This window comes from Paenibacillus sp. XP01, assembly GCF_057364885.1.
Window position 1 is genome coordinate 4476713 of sequence record NZ_CP139481.1, and the last position, 19721, is coordinate 4496433.

The 19721-nt window shown below is 52.1% G+C and carries 20 protein-coding genes; 1 reads left to right on the forward strand and 19 read right to left on the reverse strand.

Annotated elements, in window-relative coordinates:
- Positions 1–3 precede the first annotated feature (3 nt).
- From SNR34_RS20040 to SNR34_RS20110, 15 genes are all read right to left on the reverse strand, one after another.
- Positions 4–1308, reverse strand: a complete 1305-nt coding sequence (locus SNR34_RS20040) for an amidohydrolase (RefSeq protein ID WP_486180046.1) — start codon at positions 1306–1308, stop codon at positions 4–6.
- Positions 1295–2002 (reverse strand): redox-sensing transcriptional repressor Rex, encoded by a 708-nt coding sequence (locus SNR34_RS20045; protein WP_290371477.1) that lies wholly within the window; start codon positions 2000–2002, stop codon positions 1295–1297. The genes SNR34_RS20040 and SNR34_RS20045 overlap by 14 nt, the downstream gene beginning before the upstream one ends.
- Before the next feature lie 166 nt (positions 2003–2168).
- Positions 2169–5027 (reverse strand): ATP-dependent DNA helicase DinG, encoded by a 2859-nt coding sequence (dinG, locus tag SNR34_RS20050; RefSeq protein WP_486180047.1) that lies wholly within the window; start codon positions 5025–5027, stop codon positions 2169–2171.
- A gap of 162 nt (positions 5028–5189) precedes the next feature.
- A complete protein-coding gene (locus SNR34_RS20055) occupies positions 5190–5789 on the reverse strand; it encodes a tetratricopeptide repeat protein (protein ID WP_486180048.1) in 600 nt (199 codons plus the stop codon).
- Between the two features lie 126 nt (positions 5790–5915).
- A complete protein-coding gene (panD, locus tag SNR34_RS20060) occupies positions 5916–6299 on the reverse strand; it encodes an aspartate 1-decarboxylase (protein ID WP_236419724.1) in 384 nt (127 codons plus the stop codon).
- The gene (gene panC / locus SNR34_RS20065) at positions 6292–7194 is read right to left on the reverse strand and encodes a pantoate--beta-alanine ligase (protein WP_339273209.1); all 903 of its coding nucleotides are present in this window, start codon (positions 7192–7194) and stop codon (positions 6292–6294) included. The genes panD and panC overlap by 8 nt, the downstream gene beginning before the upstream one ends.
- The gene (gene panB / locus SNR34_RS20070; RefSeq protein WP_236419728.1) at positions 7191–8066 is read right to left on the reverse strand and encodes a 3-methyl-2-oxobutanoate hydroxymethyltransferase; all 876 of its coding nucleotides are present in this window, start codon (positions 8064–8066) and stop codon (positions 7191–7193) included. The genes panC and panB overlap by 4 nt, the downstream gene beginning before the upstream one ends.
- Positions 8067–8558: 492 nt before the next feature.
- Positions 8559–9536: a biotin--[acetyl-CoA-carboxylase] ligase gene (locus tag SNR34_RS20075; protein WP_343260948.1), complete on the reverse strand. Its 978-nt coding sequence runs from the start codon at positions 9534–9536 to the stop codon at positions 8559–8561.
- A complete protein-coding gene (locus tag SNR34_RS20080) occupies positions 9523–10833 on the reverse strand; it encodes a CCA tRNA nucleotidyltransferase (protein WP_486180049.1) in 1311 nt (436 codons plus the stop codon). Before SNR34_RS20080 ends, SNR34_RS20075 begins: the two co-directional genes overlap by 14 nt.
- 53 nt (positions 10834–10886) lie before the next feature.
- Positions 10887–12047 carry an N-acetyl-alpha-D-glucosaminyl L-malate synthase BshA gene (bshA, locus tag SNR34_RS20085; RefSeq protein WP_236419732.1) on the reverse strand — a complete coding sequence of 387 codons (1161 nt, stop codon included), beginning with the start codon at positions 12045–12047 and terminating at the stop codon, positions 10887–10889.
- 113 nt (positions 12048–12160) lie between these two features.
- Positions 12161–12856, reverse strand: a complete 696-nt coding sequence (bshB1, locus tag SNR34_RS20090) for a bacillithiol biosynthesis deacetylase BshB1 (RefSeq protein ID WP_236419734.1) — start codon at positions 12854–12856, stop codon at positions 12161–12163.
- The gene (gene mgsA, locus SNR34_RS20095) at positions 12853–13293 is read right to left on the reverse strand and encodes a methylglyoxal synthase (protein WP_236419736.1); all 441 of its coding nucleotides are present in this window, start codon (positions 13291–13293) and stop codon (positions 12853–12855) included. The genes bshB1 and mgsA overlap by 4 nt, the downstream gene beginning before the upstream one ends.
- A gap of 15 nt (positions 13294–13308) precedes the next feature.
- Entirely contained in the window at positions 13309–14112 is an 804-nt protein-coding gene (dapB, locus tag SNR34_RS20100) for a 4-hydroxy-tetrahydrodipicolinate reductase (protein WP_236419738.1), read from the reverse strand.
- A 77-nt stretch (positions 14113–14189) separates the two neighbouring features.
- Positions 14190–14714: a tetratricopeptide repeat protein gene (locus SNR34_RS20105; RefSeq protein ID WP_236419741.1), complete on the reverse strand. Its 525-nt coding sequence runs from the start codon at positions 14712–14714 to the stop codon at positions 14190–14192.
- 52 nt (positions 14715–14766) lie between these two features.
- Positions 14767–15096, reverse strand: a complete 330-nt coding sequence (locus SNR34_RS20110; RefSeq protein WP_236419743.1) for a nucleotide pyrophosphohydrolase — start codon at positions 15094–15096, stop codon at positions 14767–14769.
- 212 nt (positions 15097–15308) lie between these two features.
- Here SNR34_RS20110 and SNR34_RS20115 point away from each other — a divergent pair, with 212 nt between their 5' ends.
- The gene (locus SNR34_RS20115; protein ID WP_236419745.1) at positions 15309–16178 is read left to right on the forward strand and encodes a YitT family protein; all 870 of its coding nucleotides are present in this window, start codon (positions 15309–15311) and stop codon (positions 16176–16178) included.
- Positions 16179–16277: 99 nt separating this feature from the next.
- Here SNR34_RS20115 and SNR34_RS20120 read toward each other — a convergent pair whose 3' ends face one another.
- From SNR34_RS20120 to qcrB, 4 genes are all read right to left on the reverse strand, one after another.
- The gene (locus SNR34_RS20120) at positions 16278–17153 is read right to left on the reverse strand and encodes a sporulation protein YpjB (RefSeq protein WP_486180050.1); all 876 of its coding nucleotides are present in this window, start codon (positions 17151–17153) and stop codon (positions 16278–16280) included.
- A gap of 79 nt (positions 17154–17232) precedes the next feature.
- Positions 17233–17859, reverse strand: coding sequence for a DUF1405 domain-containing protein (locus SNR34_RS20125; protein WP_486182493.1), 627 nt, complete (start codon positions 17857–17859; stop codon positions 17233–17235).
- A gap of 277 nt (positions 17860–18136) precedes the next feature.
- Positions 18137–19027 carry a c-type cytochrome gene (locus SNR34_RS20130; protein WP_343260951.1) on the reverse strand — a complete coding sequence of 297 codons (891 nt, stop codon included), beginning with the start codon at positions 19025–19027 and terminating at the stop codon, positions 18137–18139.
- 21 nt (positions 19028–19048) lie between these two features.
- Positions 19049–19720 carry a menaquinol-cytochrome c reductase cytochrome b subunit gene (qcrB, locus tag SNR34_RS20135; RefSeq protein ID WP_017687726.1) on the reverse strand — a complete coding sequence of 224 codons (672 nt, stop codon included), beginning with the start codon at positions 19718–19720 and terminating at the stop codon, positions 19049–19051.
- Between the last annotated feature and the right edge of the window lies 1 nt (position 19721).

Sequence of the window (19721 nt, forward strand, 5' to 3'; positions counted from 1 at the left end):
AAATTAACGGGCGAGCAGGCCCTCAAACGCCGATTGAGCTTCACGCAAAATGCGTTCCTCGTCCATCGTCAGGCACTCGCCATGTTTCACCACTTGTTTGCCATCTACCCACACATGCTCCACGTCTTTGGCCGACGCCGAATAAATGGCATGGGAAATCAGATCGGTATGCGGGTACAGATGAGGCTGGTCTATGTTGACCCCGATGAAATCCGCCTTCATTCCCGCTTCAAGCAGGCCGGTATTGTCGAGGAAAATCGAGCGTGCTCCGTATGCCGTTCCAAGCAGAAGCGCTTCGCCGGCCGGAACCGCAGTCGGATCACCGGACACGCCTTTATGAATCAATGCGGCCAGACGCATCTCTTCAAACATGTCCAAATTGTTATTGCTCGCCGGTCCGTCTGTTCCCAAAGAAACGGTCACGCCCGCTTTCAGCAGCTCAGGAACTCGCGCAATGCCGGAAGCCAGCTTCAGATTGCTGCCCGGATTATGAGATACTGCAACGTTATGGCGAGCCAAAATCTCGATTTCCTCATCGTTTAAATGCACAGCATGAGCCACGAGGGAAGGCCGCGAGAAAAAGCCAAGCTTCTCCAAGTACGCTACAGGACGCAGACCGTAATCGGTCACGTTCTGTTCCACTTCGCGCAGCGTTTCGGACATATGGGTATGAAGCGGCAAATTCAGATCATGGGCAACCTGCACAAACTTTTCTATGTAATCCGGAGGGCACGTATAAGGCGCATGCGGAGACATTACAGCAGTAATCCGTCCATTTGCCTTCCCGTTCCAGTCGCGGGCAAACGCAGCCGCTTCGCCGAGCTTGTGCTTCTGTTCCTCTTCGGAGCAAAGACCGATGACGCCGCGAGCGAGCGCTGCACGAATGCCGGATTGCTCCACGACTTTGGCAACCTGATCCATGTGATCATACATGTCCAGAAAAGCCGTCGTTCCTCCTTTGAGCATCTCAAGCACCGACAAGGACGCCCCCCAATAAACGTCCTCAGACGTCATTTTCGCCTCCATCGGCCACATTTTCTCCTGCAGCCATACCTGCAGCGCCAGATCATCCCCGTGGCCTCTCAGCAGCGACATGGCGGCATGTCCGTGCGTATTGATCAAACCTGGCAGAAAGAGCAATCCTTTTCCGTCCACTTTCGGCAGGCTTTCATCTTCTGCCGGCAAGGATTCGCCGATATACTGAATTTTGTCGTCTTCCACCACCATGTATCCTTGAACCACGTTCCATTCCAAACCTTTGTTTACGGCGAATTTGCCGTTGTGTATAACCCATTTATTTGTCGTCATCCTGCTCGTCGTCCTTTCCATTTTCCAAATAATACGCAAGGCTTAGCAAATCCGTCGTAAAGTCCGCATTATGAATACGAACATGCGGCGGGGTTTTCAAGATGGTTGGCGCAAAATTCAGGATGGCTTCGATCCCGGATTCGATCAACCGGTCGGCCACATTCTGCGCTTCGGTATCGGGGACGGTGATGATGCCGATGCGAATATTAAGGTTTCTGACCGATTCCGTCAGCTCATTCATCGCTTGCACTTTCAAGCTGTTGATTTGGGTGCCGATCTTGGGTTCATATGCATCGAAAACAGCCACGATTTTCATGTTGTCCTTCAAGTAAGCATTATAGTTGGACAAGGCATGACCCAGGTTACCGGCTCCTACCAACGCAACATTGATTTGCTGGTCGATCTTCAGGATATGGCGGATTTTCTCAATGAGATACGATACGTCATACCCGATGCCCTTGCGGCCAAAATCGCCGAAATAGGCCAAATCCTTGCGGATCTGGGCCGGATTGAGGTCCAGGCGCTGTCCCAGCTCCTGCGAAGAAACCGTCGTTACCTCACGTTGGTGCAATTCACTCAAATAACGCAGATATACCGGCAACCGCCTCACGACGGCTTCCGAAATTTTATCTGATTTCATGTTTTTTTTGCTCCTCCTTGCCAAAGCGCGATAAATAGATGAAAAGGGAGGCATCCCGCCGTGTACTCTAATTCGAATCATTTTAGAGGAAGGATGCCGCCTTATATTTGATGTACTTCTTTAACGTATCAACCCGAAGCCATGTAATCTCAACAAGTGTACCGCCTTTTGCAGGCGTTTCGCAACATTGCCGAAAAATGTTCTGTCGTTTCTACCTGAATTAGGTTTGTTCAACGTCTTGTTCGAGCCATTCGCTGATGCGCGGAACCATTTGCTCGGTCAGCATGTGTTCCATTTTTGGCCCAGGCAAGGAATATAAAAAGTATTTTCCGTAATATGATTCGATCACCCGCGTATCGTATACGATAACAACGCCGCGATCCTTGGCTGTGCGAACCAGCCTTCCGAATCCTTGCTTGAAACGAATGACCGCCTGAGGCACAGACAGCTTCATGAACGGGTTTTTTTTCTGCTGCTGCAATAATTCACTTTTGGCTTCCAGGAGCGGATGATTCGGCGGCTGGAACGGTAACCTGACAATAGCCAGACATGTCAATGCATCCCCAGGTATGTCCACGCCTTCCCAAAAACTGCTCGTCCCGAGAAGCACCGTCGCTTTGGCGTCTTGGAACCTGCGGGTGAGCTTGGACCGGCTGCCGCTGTCCACGCCCTGACCGAGCAAGGAAATTTCGTTTCCGGACAATGCTTCCTTAAGCGGGTCATACACTTGGCGCAGCATGCGATAAGACGTAAACAGCACCATCATGCGCCCGCGCGTAGCGATGGCCGTCTCGGCCAACGATCGTACCAGCATGTCCACGAAATGCGCGTCCCCGATCGACCCTTTCACGCTCGGAAAATCGCGCGGTATCACCAGCAGCGCCTGATCGCGGTAGCGGAACGGAGACGGCAGCATCGCCGTGAGCAAACGATCATGCTCCGCGGCTTCCTGCAGGCCAAGCTGGTCAATCATGAATTGAAACGACTTATCCACGGACAGTGTGGCAGACGTAAGCACGACGCTTCTTTTTTTATCGAAAAACATTTCCTTCAGCTGCGCGCTCACGTCCACGGGAACGGCATACAATTGCAGCGATTTGCTGCGGAACTGGCCGCTTGCTTCCATCCAATACACCGTGGCAGCATCGTCCATTCGCATGAAGAAGCGCAGGTTTTCGCGCAGCGTGGAAAGGTCTTTGAACAAGCCCGTAATGTCCGTGATCAAGCTGTCCGACTGATAGTCGTCCTGATCCTCTTTCAGCTCGAGCATCAGCTTGTCTCCCTTGCGAATGAGATCGCCAAGCGTGACGTAAAGCTGATTCTCCTCGTTCTGCAATTCCTCCCACTTGGCCGGCTTCTGCGTGCTCTTCAAACGCAGGGAAAATTGTCCCGTCTCTCCCGGAGAAGCGTCGGTCCGTTCCGGCAGCAGGTTAAACAGCGCCTCGCTGAGCCGATCCCATATTTCTTTGGCTTCCAGTGCAATCGGGAACATCTGGTCAATGGCCGATCCCCATTCGACGGAACGTTCATGTCCCGACAGCTGAGAACGCAGCAGCGGAAGCTGTCCGTTGCGGCTGTCTTTGAACAAACGCGTTAACGTATGCACCAATGTGAAATATTTCATATGAAGTCCAAGATGTTTTCCTGCTACATCTTCCAAGTGATGGGCCTCGTCGATGACAAGGCTCTCGTAGGACGGCAGCAGCTGATGGCTGGCCTTTACGTCGGTAAACAGCTTCGAATGGTTCGTGATGACGATGTCCGATAAGCCTGCTTCATGCTTGGCCCGGTGATAATAACATTTGCGGAACCAAGGACAGGAGCGTCCCAGACAGGATTCCGATTCGCTCTGCACCGTCTCCCAGAAGTCCCCGCCGCGGCCGCTGAGATTCAGTTCCTCGTCGTCCCCGGTCTCGGTCTGGGTAAGCCAGACGATCATCTGCGCCGCGGTAAAATAATCTTCCTTCGGCGTCGAAAATTCGCGGCCGTTAATCTTGTGCTCGAATTTGCGCAGGCACAGGTAGTGTCCTCGTCCTTTAAATACCGCAGCTTTAAAAGGAAAAGGCACAACTTGGGTCAAAAGGGGAATATCCCGCTCCCGCAGCTGTTCCTGCAGGTTGATCGTATGCGTGCTGACCATTACCTTTTGTTCCTGCTTCACGCTCTCATAGATGGCTGGCAGCAGGTAACCGAGCGATTTCCCCGTGCCCGTTCCGGCTTCGATGAGCAGGTGCTTATCCTCGCTCAGGGCTTGCCGGACGCTGCTGAACATCTGGGTCTGCGCCTCGCGTTCTTCATAATGCTCCAGCGTATTCTGCAGGTTACTCCGAACCTGCTCCATATATTGCTCAAAGCTGATGCCTTCCAGCGGATTACCGTCCTTCTCGTCGCGAGGCGCGCCGATTTCGGTCCAATCGCTTACATTGAGCGCGAGTTGGCGATAATAGGTATGTCCATCCAAATCTTGAATGGGCTCGGCTTCCTTCTCCATGCGCAGCCCGTCAAAAAACCACCCCAGATCGCTGTCCTCGGGGGCAAAAAGGTCGCTCAGGCGCTGGATCGTAATGAGCGGCAATTCACGCAGCTCGTCAAAACACTTTAACAGCACGTATGCCGTAGCCAATGCATCGCTATCCGCCTGGTGCGGACGATCGTGTTGAAAGCCGAACTCGGACGAGACGTACCCGAGCTGGTACGAGCTCAGCGAGGGGAACGTGATTTTAAGAAAATCGATCGTATCCAGAATGCGGCCGGTGAACGGCAAATAACCACAGCGGTCCAGCGCGTTCTGGAGAAAATGAAAGTCAAAGGCGACGTTGTGCCCGACCAGCACGACATCATCCAGCAGCGGCACCATTTCCATCATCATCTCTTCCAATGATGGCGCGTCCGCCACATCTTCGTCCGTGATTCCCGTTAACCCCGTAATGAACGGCGGGATCGGAACTTCCGGATTTACATACGAACTGTATATTTGAGAAATGCTGTAGTCATGATCTATTATGGCAAGCCCGACCTGAATAATCTCGCCGTCGGACTGTGTGCCGGTTGTTTCAAAATCCAAAACGGCAAATTTCATTGCAATTTACGGTCCCTTCATTTCAGTCTATGTTACAGCATAGCAAAAAAAAGGGCTTTTGAAAATTAACTGACAAAAAAGCGGTGTCCCATCCGCTATGCCAAAGGAGGGGACACCGTTTTTCGCTCGCCGGCCGGCACGCCCTGCGGGCTATGCCTTGCGTCAGCTGATTCCATATTGCATTGGTCCGCTGCTGCGCCTGCAGGCGTCCATATTGTACAGCGGTTCGGTCAAAGTCGGGTCATGCTGCAGGGCCTGCGCAAACAACATCTGTGCTGCCTTGGTGTTTGCCTGTTTGGCTTCGATGCAGCCAAGGGCATTACACACAAGACCTTTGAGCCTCGGGGACCCATTCAGATGCAGAATGCGCTGCAGGTGTTCTTGCGCATCGGCGTTCTGCTCGAGATGAATATGCGAAAGCCCCAAATAATAACGGGCCAGCGCGCTGTCGGGATAGTCATTCACCACACGGGAAAATTGCATGATCGCTTGCGGGTACATTTGCAGCTTAAAGTATCCTTGGCCACGACTGAAACATTCCAAATGCAATTCCGGAAGGGCCGTCACTGCTTCCTGTTCCGGTTCAAGCTTGGCCGCAGGCCTCATTTCCTGCTCGCGAACCTGGCTCATTTTCTCCTCGAACATCAGCCATTCGTCGATGACGCTATCACTCATCCGCTTGAGCAAATTCCACTTTTGCAGCAATTCCTGTTTTTTCAGGCCCTCGGCAGAAGGGTAGCGCTTGATAATCTCATCTAACATGTCATTCATTTCCGCGAAAACATGCTGGAACATCGTTGCATCCCCACCCTTGAAAAAATGGATTAGTGCAGTGACCTGTACTCATTTTTTGCAGGGGGGTCCCTTTTCATTCTCGTTCCCAGCCGATTACATCACCGTGGCGTGAACTTCCTTTTTAGACGTTTGTACAGGTCGGTTATGCTCGTCGACGAAGACAACCGTAGGCTGGTGAACGTTTGCTTCTTCCTGGGACATCATTGCATATGAAATGATAATGACCGTGTCGCCCGGCTGTACCAGGCGCGCCGCCGCACCGTTCAAACAGATTACGCCGCTGCCGCGCGGACCAGGAATCACATACGTTTCCAGGCGAGCGCCATTGTTATTGTTGACGATCTGTACCTTCTCATTCTCCATCAGATCTGACGTTTCCATTAAATCCTCATCGATGGTAATGCTGCCCACATAATTCAAATTGGCTTCCGTTACGGTCGCCCGATGGATTTTCGATTTCATGAGTGTTCTAAACATGGGATGGCACCTCCGTAGTTTGCAGCATGGTATTGTCGATCAGTCTGGTTTTGCCGAACTTTACGGCGAGCGCAATCAAGAGATCGTCTCTGCCATGGACTAGCGCCTCATCCGCAAGAGGTTCCAGACTTGGAAATGCCTGAATTTCGGCATAATCAATGACCGCTCTCGGTGAACGGCCGATTTCTTCACGCAAAATGCGGCGAATATCTCCGGCAGTAATGTCTTTTTTGGCACGAACGGCATCTTCGGCGGAACGCAGCGCCTTGGACAGAACCAAAGCCTCCTGCCGATCCTCTGCGCTCAAGTAAACATTGCGCGAACTCAGGGCCAACCCGTCGCTCTCACGCACGATCGGGCACGGTACAACGGTAACCGGCATATTGAGGTCATTGACCATTTGCTGGATAACCGCAACCTGCTGCGCATCCTTCATGCCGAAAAATGCACGCTCCGGCTGCACGATATGGAACAGTTTGGAGACCACCGTCGTAACTCCGTCAAAGTGACCCGGACGGGAAGCGCCGCACAGGCGCTCCGTCAAACGGGATACCGACACGGTCGTTTGTGTTGGGCGAGGATACATCTCATCCACCGAAGGGATGAACACCAGATCAACGCCTTGAGCTTGAGCCGTGTTCAGATCTCTTTCTTCGTCCCGCGGATAGCTGTCAAAATCTTCGTTGGGACCGAACTGAATCGGGTTGACGAAGATGCTCAGCACCACGATGTCGCTCTGGCCCCTGGCAGCCTGCATCAGGCTGGCGTGTCCCTCGTGCAGGTATCCCATCGTTGGAACCAGGCCTACGATAGGTTCTTTTCCTTCGGATAACACAGCTTTGCGCATCAAGCCGATCTCGCGTCTTAATTCCGCGATTGTACGAATAACCTTCATGCGTTGCTTCCCACCTTCTCTTTGCGATGTCCGTACAACTGCTCGACAACGCCGTCGGCAGCATTGAATACATGTTCTTCGGCAGGGAAGGAACGTTCTTTAACTTCCTTGACGTAAGCTCCGATGCTATTGCGAATAAGCGTTCCAACGTCTCCATAGGTTTTCACGAACCGCTTCGGCATATAAGGAGACGCGTATTGAACCACGTCATGGAATACAAGCACCTGGCCATCGCAGCCTCTTCCCGCACCGATGCCGATCGTCGGAATGGAAAGTTCCTGCGAAATCGCTCTCGCGACTTCTTCGGTGACAAGTTCCAGCACAATGCCGAAGGCGCCGGCCGCTTCCAACGCCTTTGCCTCATCCATCAGACGTTTCGCGTCCGCAGCATCCTTGCCTTGAATGCGATATCCGCCGATTTGGTTGACCGATTGCGGGGTCAAGCCGATATGACCGAGCACAGGCACACCGGCCTGAACGACGGCTCTAACCGTATCTGCGATTTCGAGTCCGCCCTCGAGCTTCACGGCATGAGCATGGCCTTCCTGCATCAGCCTGCGCACGCCCTTCAACGTCTCGTCCACGCTGCCGTGATACGTCATGAACGGCATGTCGGCCACGATAAACGTATGGGAGGCTCCGCGGACAACCGAGCGGGTATGATACACCATATCGTCCAGCGTGACGGGTAAGGTAGAGTCGTATCCAAGGACGACGTTTCCCAATGAATCGCCAACGAGAATAAGATCGATTCCCGCTTCTTCCGCTAGCAGGGCGGTCGGATAATCGTACGCCGTAATCATGCTGAGCGGAATTCCGTCCTGTTTGTATTTTTTCATTTTCACGATGTTTAACGCCTGTTTGTTTGCCATTCTTGTATGGCTCCTTTCTCCTTTTCATTTCAAACAAAACAAAAAAACCTTTTAGTTTCCCACTAAAAAGGTCCCGAAAAGTTAGAAAAAACGTCCAACGACGCGCTTTCTGAAAGGAGACAGACCGCTTGCAGCGGAAATATTCTTGCAATACCAGGAACGAGTCGAAACCTCGAGGTTCGCGCCACTGATATTATCAAAAAAGAATCACCTGCGATCGTCCCTTCTGTCTCGGTCCTCTTCGGCTCAGAGCAGAATCCAACAACTCACTTTAACCGCGCCCGAAGCTGGAAATGCAGAAGCTCGTTCTTCATCCAATCAGCTCAAGCGGCGCATTGCTTATGTTGCGTTTCATCGCAAAATGGCATACTGCCCCGGAGTGCAATTCGGCATGTCTTTAACCGATATCGCCTCACGAAGACAGTATACCAGAGTTCTGCCCAAACTTCACGCGTAAATGTTCACTTCAGTTGCCGATATTCGACAATGTTTTCAGTCGATCAGCGATATTTCTCCCGAAACGACCATAACGCGTTCTCCGTTATCCTGTTCCACGAGCAGGGCGCCCGAAGGATCAAGGCCGATCGCACGGCCTTCGATCGAGCCTTGCGCATTATACACCTTCACCTGCCGGTGAACGGTAACCGATAACGCTTCCCAGAGCGAGGCAATGATGCCGAAGCCATCTTTTTTGTACATGGAATATAACCCTTCCAGCTCGTTAAGAATGGCTGCCGCCAGTGGGGCTCGATCGACCACGTGTCCCGTCTCCATTCGAATGGAGGTGGCGATCGATCTCAGCTCTTCCGGATAGTCGTTCTCCTCGAAATTGACGTCCACGCCGATGCCGGCCACGCAATAACGCAGAACGTGGTCCTCCACCGCCGATTCCACCAATATGCCGCACATTTTGCGGCCGCCGATCAACAGGTCATTCGGCCATTTGATGCCGACGTCCGCCCCTGTGCATGCCCGAATGGCCCTGCAGACAGCCACCCCCGCCAGCAGTGTCAGCTGAGGCGTGCTTTGCAGGGGCAGATCCGGACGCAGCAGCAAGCTCATCCAGATCCCCTTTCCTGCAGGGGAATAAAACTTTCGGCCAAAGCGGCCCCGGCCCCCAGTTTGCTCCTCTGCCAGGACAACGATGCCTTCTTCATGCCCTTCCTCGGCCAGCTTCTGGACTTCGCCTTGCGTCGATACGGTTGAATTCAGCAGGACCGTCTTCCTGCCAAAAACGGTCGTTTTCAGGGCCAACTGCAGTGCAGCTGCGTCAATGCTGGCCGGCTTGGAAACGAGCCGATACCCTTTCCGGGATACTGCCTCAAATTCATACCCCAGCTCCCGCAGCTTGTTGATCTGCTTCCAGACCGCTGCTCTGCTAATAGACAAGTTGCGGCTGATTTCCTCCCCGGACACGAATTCGTCTCCGGAATTCAGCAGCATATTCAGCAATTCCTCATGCTTGGTCAAGCTTACTCACCCGCTTTACTTCAGCGACCAGCGCTTCCTGCTGATTCGCTATATTTCCGATCGCTGCTTCCTTCAGCAAGTGTTTCATCAATTGCCCAAGCCAAGGTCCTCCCTTGCGATCAAGCAGCCTTAACACATGTTCCCCCGTAATATCGAGGTCCTTTAATGCATGAACCTGCATGGAATCGCTCCACTCTGCAGCATGTGCATGCAAAACCCGAAGCCGCGCGTTTTCCTCTTCCTTCTCGTCCCCCCAACGCTCAGGAAGAAGCGGCTGGATGTGAAGCCAATCCCGGGTCGCCCGATCTCCGTAGGTCAACACGCCGGTAATCCATTCGGACCGTAAGCCCCGATCGTCATGATGAACCTTGATCAGATTACGAACGTGATCTTCCACTCGCAATACGCCGGTAATGCGGGCACGATCGTCATTCGAAAATGTCCAATCGCGCAGCAGAACATCCGCCTCGTCCCACGCATAACCACCGGACAACAGCAACAGCGACCAGCGCAAGATGGCACGTTCACCGGCCAGTTTACCCAGCTCGCCCAAACGTTTTCGGGAGAACCGTTCAGCGCTGACCGGAGCTTTGACATGTTCCAGCACCTTGCTCCGGAACAACAGCTCCAAACCGCGTAACGGATGCGGTCCTGCCATCATTTTAACCATTTCCGTGCGGACCCGCTCCATTGCGATATGCTGCAGAAGCTCACGCTGCAACACAAGGGCCTTCCATGTATTGTAGGTGATCCGAAAATGGAATACAGAGGAAAACCTGACGCAGCGAAGCATTCGCAGCGCATCCTCGCCAAAGCGTTTGTTCGGTGCACCCACACACCGGATTAACCGATGACGAATGTCGTCCTGTCCTCCGAAAGGGTCAATGACCTTCCCGTTTATGTCCATGGCCAGCGCGTTCATCGTGAAGTCTCGCCGCTGAAGGTCTTCTTTCACGTCCTTGACGAATTGCACGGCGGACGGCCTGCGGCTGTCCTTATATTCCGATTCGGTTCGAAACGTCGTTACCTCAAAAAAGCATCCTCCGGACCGCACCGTCACCGTCCCGTGCTGCAGCCCTGTCGGGATGCAGTCCGGAAACAACTCCATCACCTGTTCCGGAGCGGCCGACGTTGTAATATCCATATCATCCACGGCCCGGCCGAGAAGTTCATCCCGAACGCATCCTCCGACCCAGTACGCTTCATAACCATTTTCGTTCAATATGCGCAACACGTTTTCGCTTTGCCGTGCCATCTCCCGATCTTCTACATGTGTCCACTGGATCACATCATTCACCTCATTACTTCCCGGCAGCGGCTGCTTCTTTTAACGGCCTCTACCCTTTGGAATCAACCGCAAACCGGTTTCAGGTCAGGCACTTCACGCCCGAGCACCCGATAATAAATTTGTTCATACTCGTGACGAATGGCGTCGTTGCAAAAATCATGGTGAGCCCGTTTCAGGCAAGCTTCTCTAAACTCAGCGGTCAAACGGTCATCCGTCAACAAACGGATCGCGTTGTCGGCCATGGAAGCCGTATCGCCGATCGGCGACAGGAAGCCCGTTTTGCCGTGAAGCACAAGCTCCGGAATGCCTCCTGCTTGCGATCCGATGGTCGGCACGCCGCAGGCCATGGCTTCGAGGGCCACGAGTCCGAAGCTTTCCTTTTCGGAAGGGAGCAGCAGCACGTCAGCCATGGAGATCACTTGAGCGATATCGTCCTGTTTTCCCAGAAACTGAACTTTGTCGCCCAGTCCCATATCGTTGATTTTCCATTGGATTTTCGGCAAGTCCGGTCCTTCTCCGACAAACAGCAGCTTCGCCGGAACCTGCTCCTGCACCTGACGGAACACTTCAACGACGTCCTGCGTCCGCTTTACCGGACGGAAATTGGAAATATGCATCAGTATTTTTTCATGCGGAGCGGCGAATTCCCTGCGCAAACTGGCGGCGTCACGCGGGTAATACACCCTTTTATCGATAAAATTGTACGTCAGGTCGATGGGCCGCTGAATATCCAGCAAGTCCACGGTTTCCCGGATCAGATCGCGGGAAACGGCGGTTACGGCATCACTTTCGTTTATGGCCAGACGGATGAGGTCCTTCAACGATTCGTCCTGAGCCAGGACGGTGATATCCGTCCCATGCAGCGTCGTTACGACTTTAAGATCGTCGCCGACCATTTGCTTGGCCAAAAAGGCACAAACGGCATGCGGTACGGCATAGTGCACGTGCAACAGATCGAGTTGTTGAGATTTGGCTACCTGCGCCATTTTGGTCGCAAGAGACAGGTCGTAAGGCGGGTATCGAAATACATAGTAATCGTTGACCTCCACCTCATGGTAAAAAATATTTCTTTGAAATGTGCCCAATCTAAACGGGATGCTGTTCGCTATGAAATGAACCTCATGCCCCTGTTCGGCAAGCAATTTGCCGAGCTCCGTTGCGACAACGCCAGACCCTCCGAGGGACGGATAACAGGTAATCCCGATTTTCAGCTTTTGATCCATCCGGTTGGACGCCCCCTTGTTCTCCTGCTGATCTGCAGGTTGATAATGATGCAACGGAAAATAAAATATATGCATTCACAACAGGCTATCTTGCCTGATTGACAACGATGATTTTAAACGGAATCGCCGAACCTTTGAACGACGTAAGGCGTCAGCGTTGCGAAACCTTCGGCATATGCGATCTGGCTCCGCTGCCCCAGTAAGGAATCTCTGGCCTTTACCCGTTCCACGTAACCCGCATTCAGCGGCGTAGCTACAGAACCCGCCTCCATCTCGAACTGGGAGCGGTAACTTCGCAGCGAATTCTCCTTTTGCGCGTAGTATTCCGTAATGTCCATGATCAAATCCGTAGGTCCAATGTCGTTGATAAAATAAAAATACTGCTCCTTCACCTGCACGGCAGGCATGTCCGGCATGTAATTTCTCAGTTTGGCGTTAAATACGGCTTCTTGCACCAGTTTGCTGCACATGACATGGTCGGGATGACGATCCTCCCAATAAGGCGCAAACACGATGCGAGGAGCTTGGCGGCGAATTTCGGCGGTCACGGCCTGCACGTTATCCGGCGTAATATATAACCCCCGGTCTGGCAAAGCCAGATTGGTTCGACACGAAAGACCGAGGATGCGGGAGGCTTCCTCCGCTTCCTCGGCCCTGCGCTCTACCGTGCCGTTGGACGACATTTCCGCGCGCGTCAAGTCGCATATCCCGACCTTCAATCCCAACGCGGTATGTTTGGCAATCGTTCCGGCCATGCCGATCTCGGCGTCGTCCGCATGCGCCCCGAAAACAAGGATATCGAGGCTCATTGGGAATCCCCTGCATTTACTCCCGCTTCGGGCTTGTATTTATGTACGAGTTCCCTCCAAGCGAAATCACCGCGATCCAGCGCCTTCACCAATATTTCGGCCGTCGCGATGTTGGTTGCCAGCGGAATGCCTTGTACGTCGCACAAACGAAGCAGTGCGTTAATGTCAGGCTCATGCGGCTGGGCCATCAACGGATCACGCAAAAATATGATCAAATCCATCTCGTTTTGGGCAACAAGCGCGCCGATCTGCTGGTCTCCGCCAAGCGGGCCGGATTCGAAGCGATGAATTTGCAGCGACGTGCCTTCCATGATGCGAAGCCCCGTCGTGCCCGTCGAGTACAATTGGTGACCATCGAATACGGATTCGTAGGCGGTCACGAAATTCACCATTTCCTCTTTCTTGCGATCATGGGCGATAAATGCGATTTTTAACATGATGACGGTCTCCTTTTAGTCGATAAAATGGTCAAATCCATAAATAAGCCCCGTATACTGCATCACTTTCTGTATGCCGATCTTGACGCCTGGCATATAGCCTGCGCGTTCGTAAGAATCATGCCTGATTTTCAGCGTCTGCCCGAAATCGCCAAACACTACTTCTTGTTGTGCAAACACCCCCGGCAAGCGCACGCTATGAATTCGGAACCCGTTAAAGTAGCCTCCGCGCGATCCTTCGATGATCTCTTCTTCGTTCGGATTTCCCTGACGGAACTCTTTGCGTGTCTCCGCGATCAACTCGGCCGTTTTGACGGCCGTTCCCGAAGGCGCATCCAGCTTCTGATCACCATGATATTCGATGATCTCGACATTCGGCATATGTTTGGCCGCCATCGCCGCGAAACGCATCATCAAAATGGCGCCGATCGAGAAGTTGGGTGCGATCAGCCCGCCAATTCCTTTTTCGGTGCACAACTTGTCCAGCTGTTCAATTTGCTCTGGCGTAAAACCGGTCACTCCCATTACAGGTCTGACGCCATGACGTATGGCAATTTCCGTATGTTGGTAAGCGAATTTAGGGATGGTGAAATCTACCATGACCTCGGGTTTTGCCTGCGCAAAAGCCTGTTCGATATTGTCTGTAACGATAACCCCGCATTCAGGCAAACCTACCAAAGTGCCTGCATCGAGGCCCGCACCGGAACGGTTGACCGCCGCGACCAGTTCAAGCTCTGGATCCTGGAGGACCAATTTTACAACTTCCCGGCCCATGCGGCCTGCCGCTCCGATTACGGCAACTCGAATTACTTCACTCATCTTAGCTGCAACTCCTCACTATTGTTCGTTCGATGTTTTCCCTTCTCGTGACCGTGAAATGCTCACGGGCGAGATCTCTAATGGATGGACTTCATACGTTGTTTGATCTGCTGTAACAGCTGCTGCAGCTGTACATTCTGAGGATCGAGCGCAAGCGCTTCGCGCACCGTGCTCAATGCACGTTTGAATTCGTTCAGCTCGATATACGCAAGCGCAAGCAAAACATGCGCTTCCAATTGCAACGAATCCAAACGGATCGCCTCTGACAGCAGTGCGACTGCCTGTACGCAGTGCTCCGGCGATTTGCCGTCCCCCTGCTCCAACAAGGCCTTAGCTTGATTGGTCCGCTGCTTGGCCTCAAGCGTATGCAAATGAAGAAGATACTCTTCCGTACCGCCGGACAAATCCACCGCTTTTCGGGCATATTCAAGCGCAGAGCTCAAATGCTGGCTGCGGGCCTGCGTAATCGAACAGCGGTAATACAGTTCCGCATGTCCCGGATAAGCAAGGATGGCTGTCTCGAACCAACGGATCGCCTGTTCAAAATCATTTTGCAAAATACAACGGTAGGCCCGCTGCAAATAGTCCTCGGGTTTCATCATGCACACTGTCCCTCCCCCTATAGGGTGATGGTACAGCATATGTAATCAAGGCCTAATCGGTGTTTTTTGGCGTCCAGCGATTAGCGTCCCGAGTATTGAATTTATGCATGACTTTGTCGTGCGCCTCCGCAAGGTCGATCCCCAGAGAATTCGCAAAACAAATCGTAATGAATAAAATATCGCCGAGTTCAAGCTCAATGGAATTGTCCTCTTCGGTAGCCTTTTTGGGCTTTTCCCCGAATTGATGATTGACTTCCCGTGCCAGCTCGCCCACTTCTTCAGACATGCGGGCAAGCATCGCCAGCGGACTGAAGTATCCCTCCTTGAATTGGGATATGTATCGGTCTACTTCGCGCTGCATTTCTGCGATGCTTTTCTCCATGAGAACGGATTCCCCTTTTGAAATTAATCATATTGAATTTTTCAACTTTCATTTGTTCCTAATATATCAGTTATTGCGTTTTACTTCCACCATCGGCGTGCACAAATCATTTTTGAAACCACCGTTAAACAGGTATACTATATAAATCGCACTAATCAATCACATATTCGCGAAGGAATATAAATCAATTTACATATTGGAGTGAGGAACCTATGAGCAATGCCAAAGTCTGGTCGCAATTCAAAATCGTATTGCCCATTTTGCTGGGCACGGCGTTATATGCATTCGGCCTCCTGTATTTCATCATTCCCAACAAGCTGATGGAAGGCGGAGTCACCGGGGTCACTGTGCTTCTGAATTACGCGTTCGGCATTTCGCCGTCACTCACGACCTTGATTATCAATATCCCCCTGTTCTTGCTGGGTTTAAAAATTCTTGGCGGAAAACAGATGATCTACACGGGGATCGGAATCGGCTCCCTTACCGTGTTTCTATGGTTATTCGAGAAGATGATTCACGGAGGATGGATCGAGCCCCTCCATACAGAGAACGATCTCTTGCTTGCAGCCCTGTATGCCGGCGTCACCTTGGGCGCAGGTCTGGGCATTGTGTTTCGCTGGGGAGGTACGACAGGGGGCTCCGACATTATCGCCCGCATTTTAAACCGCAGGTATGGCTGGAGCATGGGCCGGGTACTCTTGGGAATCGACTTTATTATCATCGGCCTTTCCTTGATCTACATTCCCAAAGAAAAAATATTGTACACCCTCGTCGCTGTGTTCATCGCTTCAAAGGTCATCGACTTCATTCAGGAAGGGGCCTACTCGGCGCGTGCATTCATGATTATCAGCGATTACGCGCCCGAGATCGCCGAACAGATTACGCGTGATATGGACCGCGGCGTCACACTTATTCCAGCCATCGGGGCATACTCCAAGCAAGCAAAACATATGGCGTATTGCGTGATCTCGCGTCAGGAATTCAGGCGTTTGCAAACGATCGTACGCTCCATCGACCCTCGTGCATTTGTCATTATTAACGACGTGCATGATGTGCATGGCGAAGGTTTTAAAGAAAGCTGACATTCAGCCCGGATACGGTGCGCAACGACAACAAACAACCTCTGCCGTCAAGAAGGCTTCTCCGCGAAAGGCTTCTTGTGAACAGAGGTTGTTCGGCGGTCACCGTTGAAATGGTACGATTCCATCCTGCTGCGCCCGGTATTTTCGATATCCGGCATATCCGAGCGCGATTACGATCACAGAAGTGATCAGCAATCCTGCCGTTCTTCGGTCAGGTCCATCCACGAAAGCGACGAAAGCACTCTCGTCCTTTTCCCTGCCGAACAGTAGGTTTACTTGCTCGCTTCCATGTTCAAACATGCTTCTCAGCTGTCCCCAATCAGTTTGTTTGGACGTGACCAACCCTTTGATATGGGAAAGCCATGCATCCAGCTGCTCAATCTGGGAAGGCTCACGACGAATGAGTGCAGCAGGCCGAATGGTCTCGTAATGTTCCTCCAACGCATTGAATAGACCTGCGAGCTCGTCAGAACGAACGCGCTGTTCCGCAGCGAGAGTTAGTGCCTGCAGGTCATTTTGCATAATTTTGAAATATTGCAGCCACAAGGGCTTGGCCGGATTCGCAAGGCTGTCAGCGGCCAGCCGCAGTTTGGCGGAGGCCTGCTGCAAGGAAACCTCATCGTTTCTGACCCGGGCTGCCGCCTCCTTCACTTCAACCACCGTTTCGGTTAACGCATGAATTCCCTCCACGGTGGCCTGACCGTCAAACGAAATATGCTCCAGCCTTTGGCTAATGCGCGAAATGCCCTCCTGCACCTGTTCGATATCCTTGTCCAACACATGCCTGTAAAGGGCTGCCGCGGCTTCATTCAGCTGCTGAATCGAATGATTGACCGTTACTCCCTGATCCGTTCGACCAACTTCCCCGCTATCCTGTGCAGACACGCTGGATGACAAGTTTGTCCACGTCCATGCCGACAGCACGGTGAACAACAATGCCAATCGTCGCAGTTGAGCAACCAATTTTTTTTCCATGGACATCCCCCCACCATCAATGTATGGCAGAGGACTTGCCCTTAGAACAAAGCCATAAGTAAGATCTGGATCGGATCGCTTAAGCTCGCTTTGCCTGTCTCAACGCAAGCCAGGCGGCCAGAATGCTTGCCAGCGTGAGTCCAATGGTGAAGTTTCGAACGCCAGCCACGTATGGCATCAACGCTCCCGGCAACCATGGGAAAATATCGTATGTATAGTCCATCGTATCATTCAACAACGTCCATACGCTTGCAAAGAGAAGCGCTCCCCAGCGAAAACCAAAGAATCGAACGTAAAACAATGCTTCCACCGCCATGGCTCCGTGAGAGGCAATCAGCATCCAGTGCTGCCAGGAGACCGGTCCGCCAAACGACCAGCCTGCAAAAATAATCGAAATGGCCCATACACCGTATTTAACCGAAGTGACAACCGCCAATGCTTGAATGACATGGCCGATTCGGTTTAGAAACCTGGATTGCGGCTTGTAAAGCACCCACAGCAGCGACAAGGTGAAAAACAGGCTTGCCGTCGGGCTGTCAGGCACAAACACGATTTGCCACAAGGGCTGTTCGGCCAAGGTCTGTTCAAGCTGGTCTCCGTACCATATGTATCCATAAACCGTTCCTACTGCGTTGCACCAAAAAAGAAGCCATAGAAAATAACGATTCGTCAAAAATTCCCGACTCCAAAAATACGATAAAGCCAATGTCGCTGCCCCTTCCATTCAAACTTCCTTTATGCGCTATAGAAACATAGAAACCGCACTAATCAATCACTCCCGGTCACTGCGAGTGCATTACCATCTTCCGTCCGCTATAATCCCTTTGCTTCTCCAGATTGGTTCTGCCTCTCCGTTAACGTGTGTATGTTTCTTGCGGCTTGCTATACTTTCTTCCTTCGGCTTCAGCCTATTGCCGCACCTTTTGATCTTACCAAAAAAACCTGACCGTATCCACGATCAGGTTTCATTAGAGTGCCGATGTTTATTGTTCCGCCTTTTGACTGGCTAACCATGCCGTCAACTGATTGATATCCTCATCCGTCAGGCCTTGGGCTATCGCGTTTTCATACTGGGCAGGCATGCTGTTGTAACCTTCCTTGATGATGGTCAGGATTTCCTCCTGGCTGTGCTTGTCGCCTACGCCGCGAAGCGTAGGTCCGCCAGATCCCTTCAAGTCCGCTGCATGGCAATTCACACAACCAGCCTTTTTGAACGTTTCCATTGCCGGATTGTCCTTATCCACGATCGCGATGTCCTGCTGTTGGCCCGGGGCATTGGACGTCGGAAGCCCCTGTTCGTGCTTCTCTCGGGCTTCCTCTTCACGCTGGATATGTTCCGGTTTCTGTCCGGTTGCCTCCAGTTCATGCTTGTAATGAGTCCAAGCGACATTGGTCAGATAGAATACCGAAATCACCGACAAAATCATAAGCGAGGACGCAATAGGGCGTTTATAAAACCGACGCTCCTTGCCCGTGTCGAGAAACGGTGCCAGCAACAAAGCTCCAAAAGCAACGCCGCTGACGCCTAACACGCCAAGCAACACATAGTCGCCTGAGGCGTACGGGTACTTCAAATACTGATAGAGAAACAAAAAGTACCAGTCCGGCATCGGAATGACCGATGCGCTCGGGTTAGCCGGATATCCGAGCGGAGCCGGTTCCGAAATGGTCAGAACCAATATGCCGACGAGTACAACGACGCCAACCATCCATTCCTTTAACAGAAAATTAGGAATAAACGCTTCGGACTTGCCGGGATACGCCGTATAGTCGGGCGGAGTAATAAAGCCGCTGCCTTTACGGACCCTCGAGTCGCCAACATAAACGACTTTTTCCTGCTTCTCCGGTTGATCGGACTTGTGTCCGTGAGCCATCGCAATTCCTCCCTTCTACGTTTATAAAGGTCCCGAAATGCCCTGTCTGCGGATCATGATGAAGTGTCCGACCAGAAGCACCAGAAGCACTGCGGGGAGGAAGAATACATGCAGGGCAAAAAAGCGTGTCAGCGTCTGCGCACCAACGATGGTACCGCCTTGCAGGAACTCCTTGATGATCGGTCCCAGCCATGGAACCGTGTTGGCGATTTCGAGCGTCACTTTGGTCGCGAAATACGCCTTGTTGTCCCAAGGCAACAAATAACCTGTCAATCCCAAACCAAGCATTACAAAAAAGATCAACATGCCGACAACCCAGTTCATCTCGCGCGGCGCTTTATACGAACCGGTAAAAAACACGCGCATCGTATGTAGAAACATCATGACGATAACCAGGCTGGCTCCCCAATGATGCATCCCGCGCACGATTTGTCCAAAGGCAACCTTTGTCTGCAAATACTCGACGCTGGCATAGGCATTGATGATATCGGGCACATAGTACATCGTCAGAAACATCCCTGACAAAATCTGAATTACGGTAATAAAGAACGTCAATCCGCCGAAACAATACACGAATGCCGAGAAATGATGCGCGGGGTTTACGTGCTCGGGAACTTCATGGTCCGCGACATCCCTCCATATGGGCGTGATATCAAGACGTTCGTCGATCCAGTCATAGACATTTTTAAACATC

Coding starts and splice junctions, on each gene's coding strand:
- SNR34_RS20040 (WP_486180046.1), bottom strand. CDS start 1,308: ATGACGACAAATAAATGGGTTATACACAACGGCAAATTCGCCGTAAAC.
- SNR34_RS20045 (WP_290371477.1), bottom strand. CDS start 2,002: ATGCCTCCCTTTTCATCTATTTATCGCGCTTTGGCAAGGAGGAGCAAA.
- dinG (WP_486180047.1), bottom strand. CDS start 5,027: ATGAAATTTGCCGTTTTGGATTTTGAAACAACCGGCACACAGTCCGAC.
- SNR34_RS20055 (WP_486180048.1), bottom strand. CDS start 5,789: ATGTTAGATGAGATTATCAAGCGCTACCCTTCTGCCGAGGGCCTGAAA.
- panD (WP_236419724.1), bottom strand. CDS start 6,299: ATGTTTAGAACACTCATGAAATCGAAAATCCATCGGGCGACCGTAACG.
- panC (WP_339273209.1), bottom strand. CDS start 7,194: ATGAAGGTTATTCGTACAATCGCGGAATTAAGACGCGAGATCGGCTTG.
- panB (WP_236419728.1), bottom strand. CDS start 8,066: ATGGCAAACAAACAGGCGTTAAACATCGTGAAAATGAAAAAATACAAA.
- bshA (WP_236419732.1), bottom strand. CDS start 12,047: ATGGATCAAAAGCTGAAAATCGGGATTACCTGTTATCCGTCCCTCGGA.
- bshB1 (WP_236419734.1), bottom strand. CDS start 12,856: ATGAGCCTCGATATCCTTGTTTTCGGGGCGCATGCGGACGACGCCGAG.
- mgsA (WP_236419736.1), bottom strand. CDS start 13,293: ATGTTAAAAATCGCATTTATCGCCCATGATCGCAAGAAAGAGGAAATG.
- dapB (WP_236419738.1), bottom strand. CDS start 14,112: ATGAGTGAAGTAATTCGAGTTGCCGTAATCGGAGCGGCAGGCCGCATG.
- SNR34_RS20105 (WP_236419741.1), bottom strand. CDS start 14,714: ATGATGAAACCCGAGGACTATTTGCAGCGGGCCTACCGTTGTATTTTG.
- SNR34_RS20110 (WP_236419743.1), bottom strand. CDS start 15,096: ATGGAGAAAAGCATCGCAGAAATGCAGCGCGAAGTAGACCGATACATA.
- SNR34_RS20115 (WP_236419745.1), top strand. CDS start 15,309: ATGAGCAATGCCAAAGTCTGGTCGCAATTCAAAATCGTATTGCCCATT.
- SNR34_RS20120 (WP_486180050.1), bottom strand. CDS start 17,153: ATGGAAAAAAAATTGGTTGCTCAACTGCGACGATTGGCATTGTTGTTC.
- SNR34_RS20130 (WP_343260951.1), bottom strand. CDS start 19,027: ATGGCTCACGGACACAAGTCCGATCAACCGGAGAAGCAGGAAAAAGTC.
- qcrB (WP_017687726.1), bottom strand. CDS start 19,720: ATGTTTAAAAATGTCTATGACTGGATCGACGAACGTCTTGATATCACG.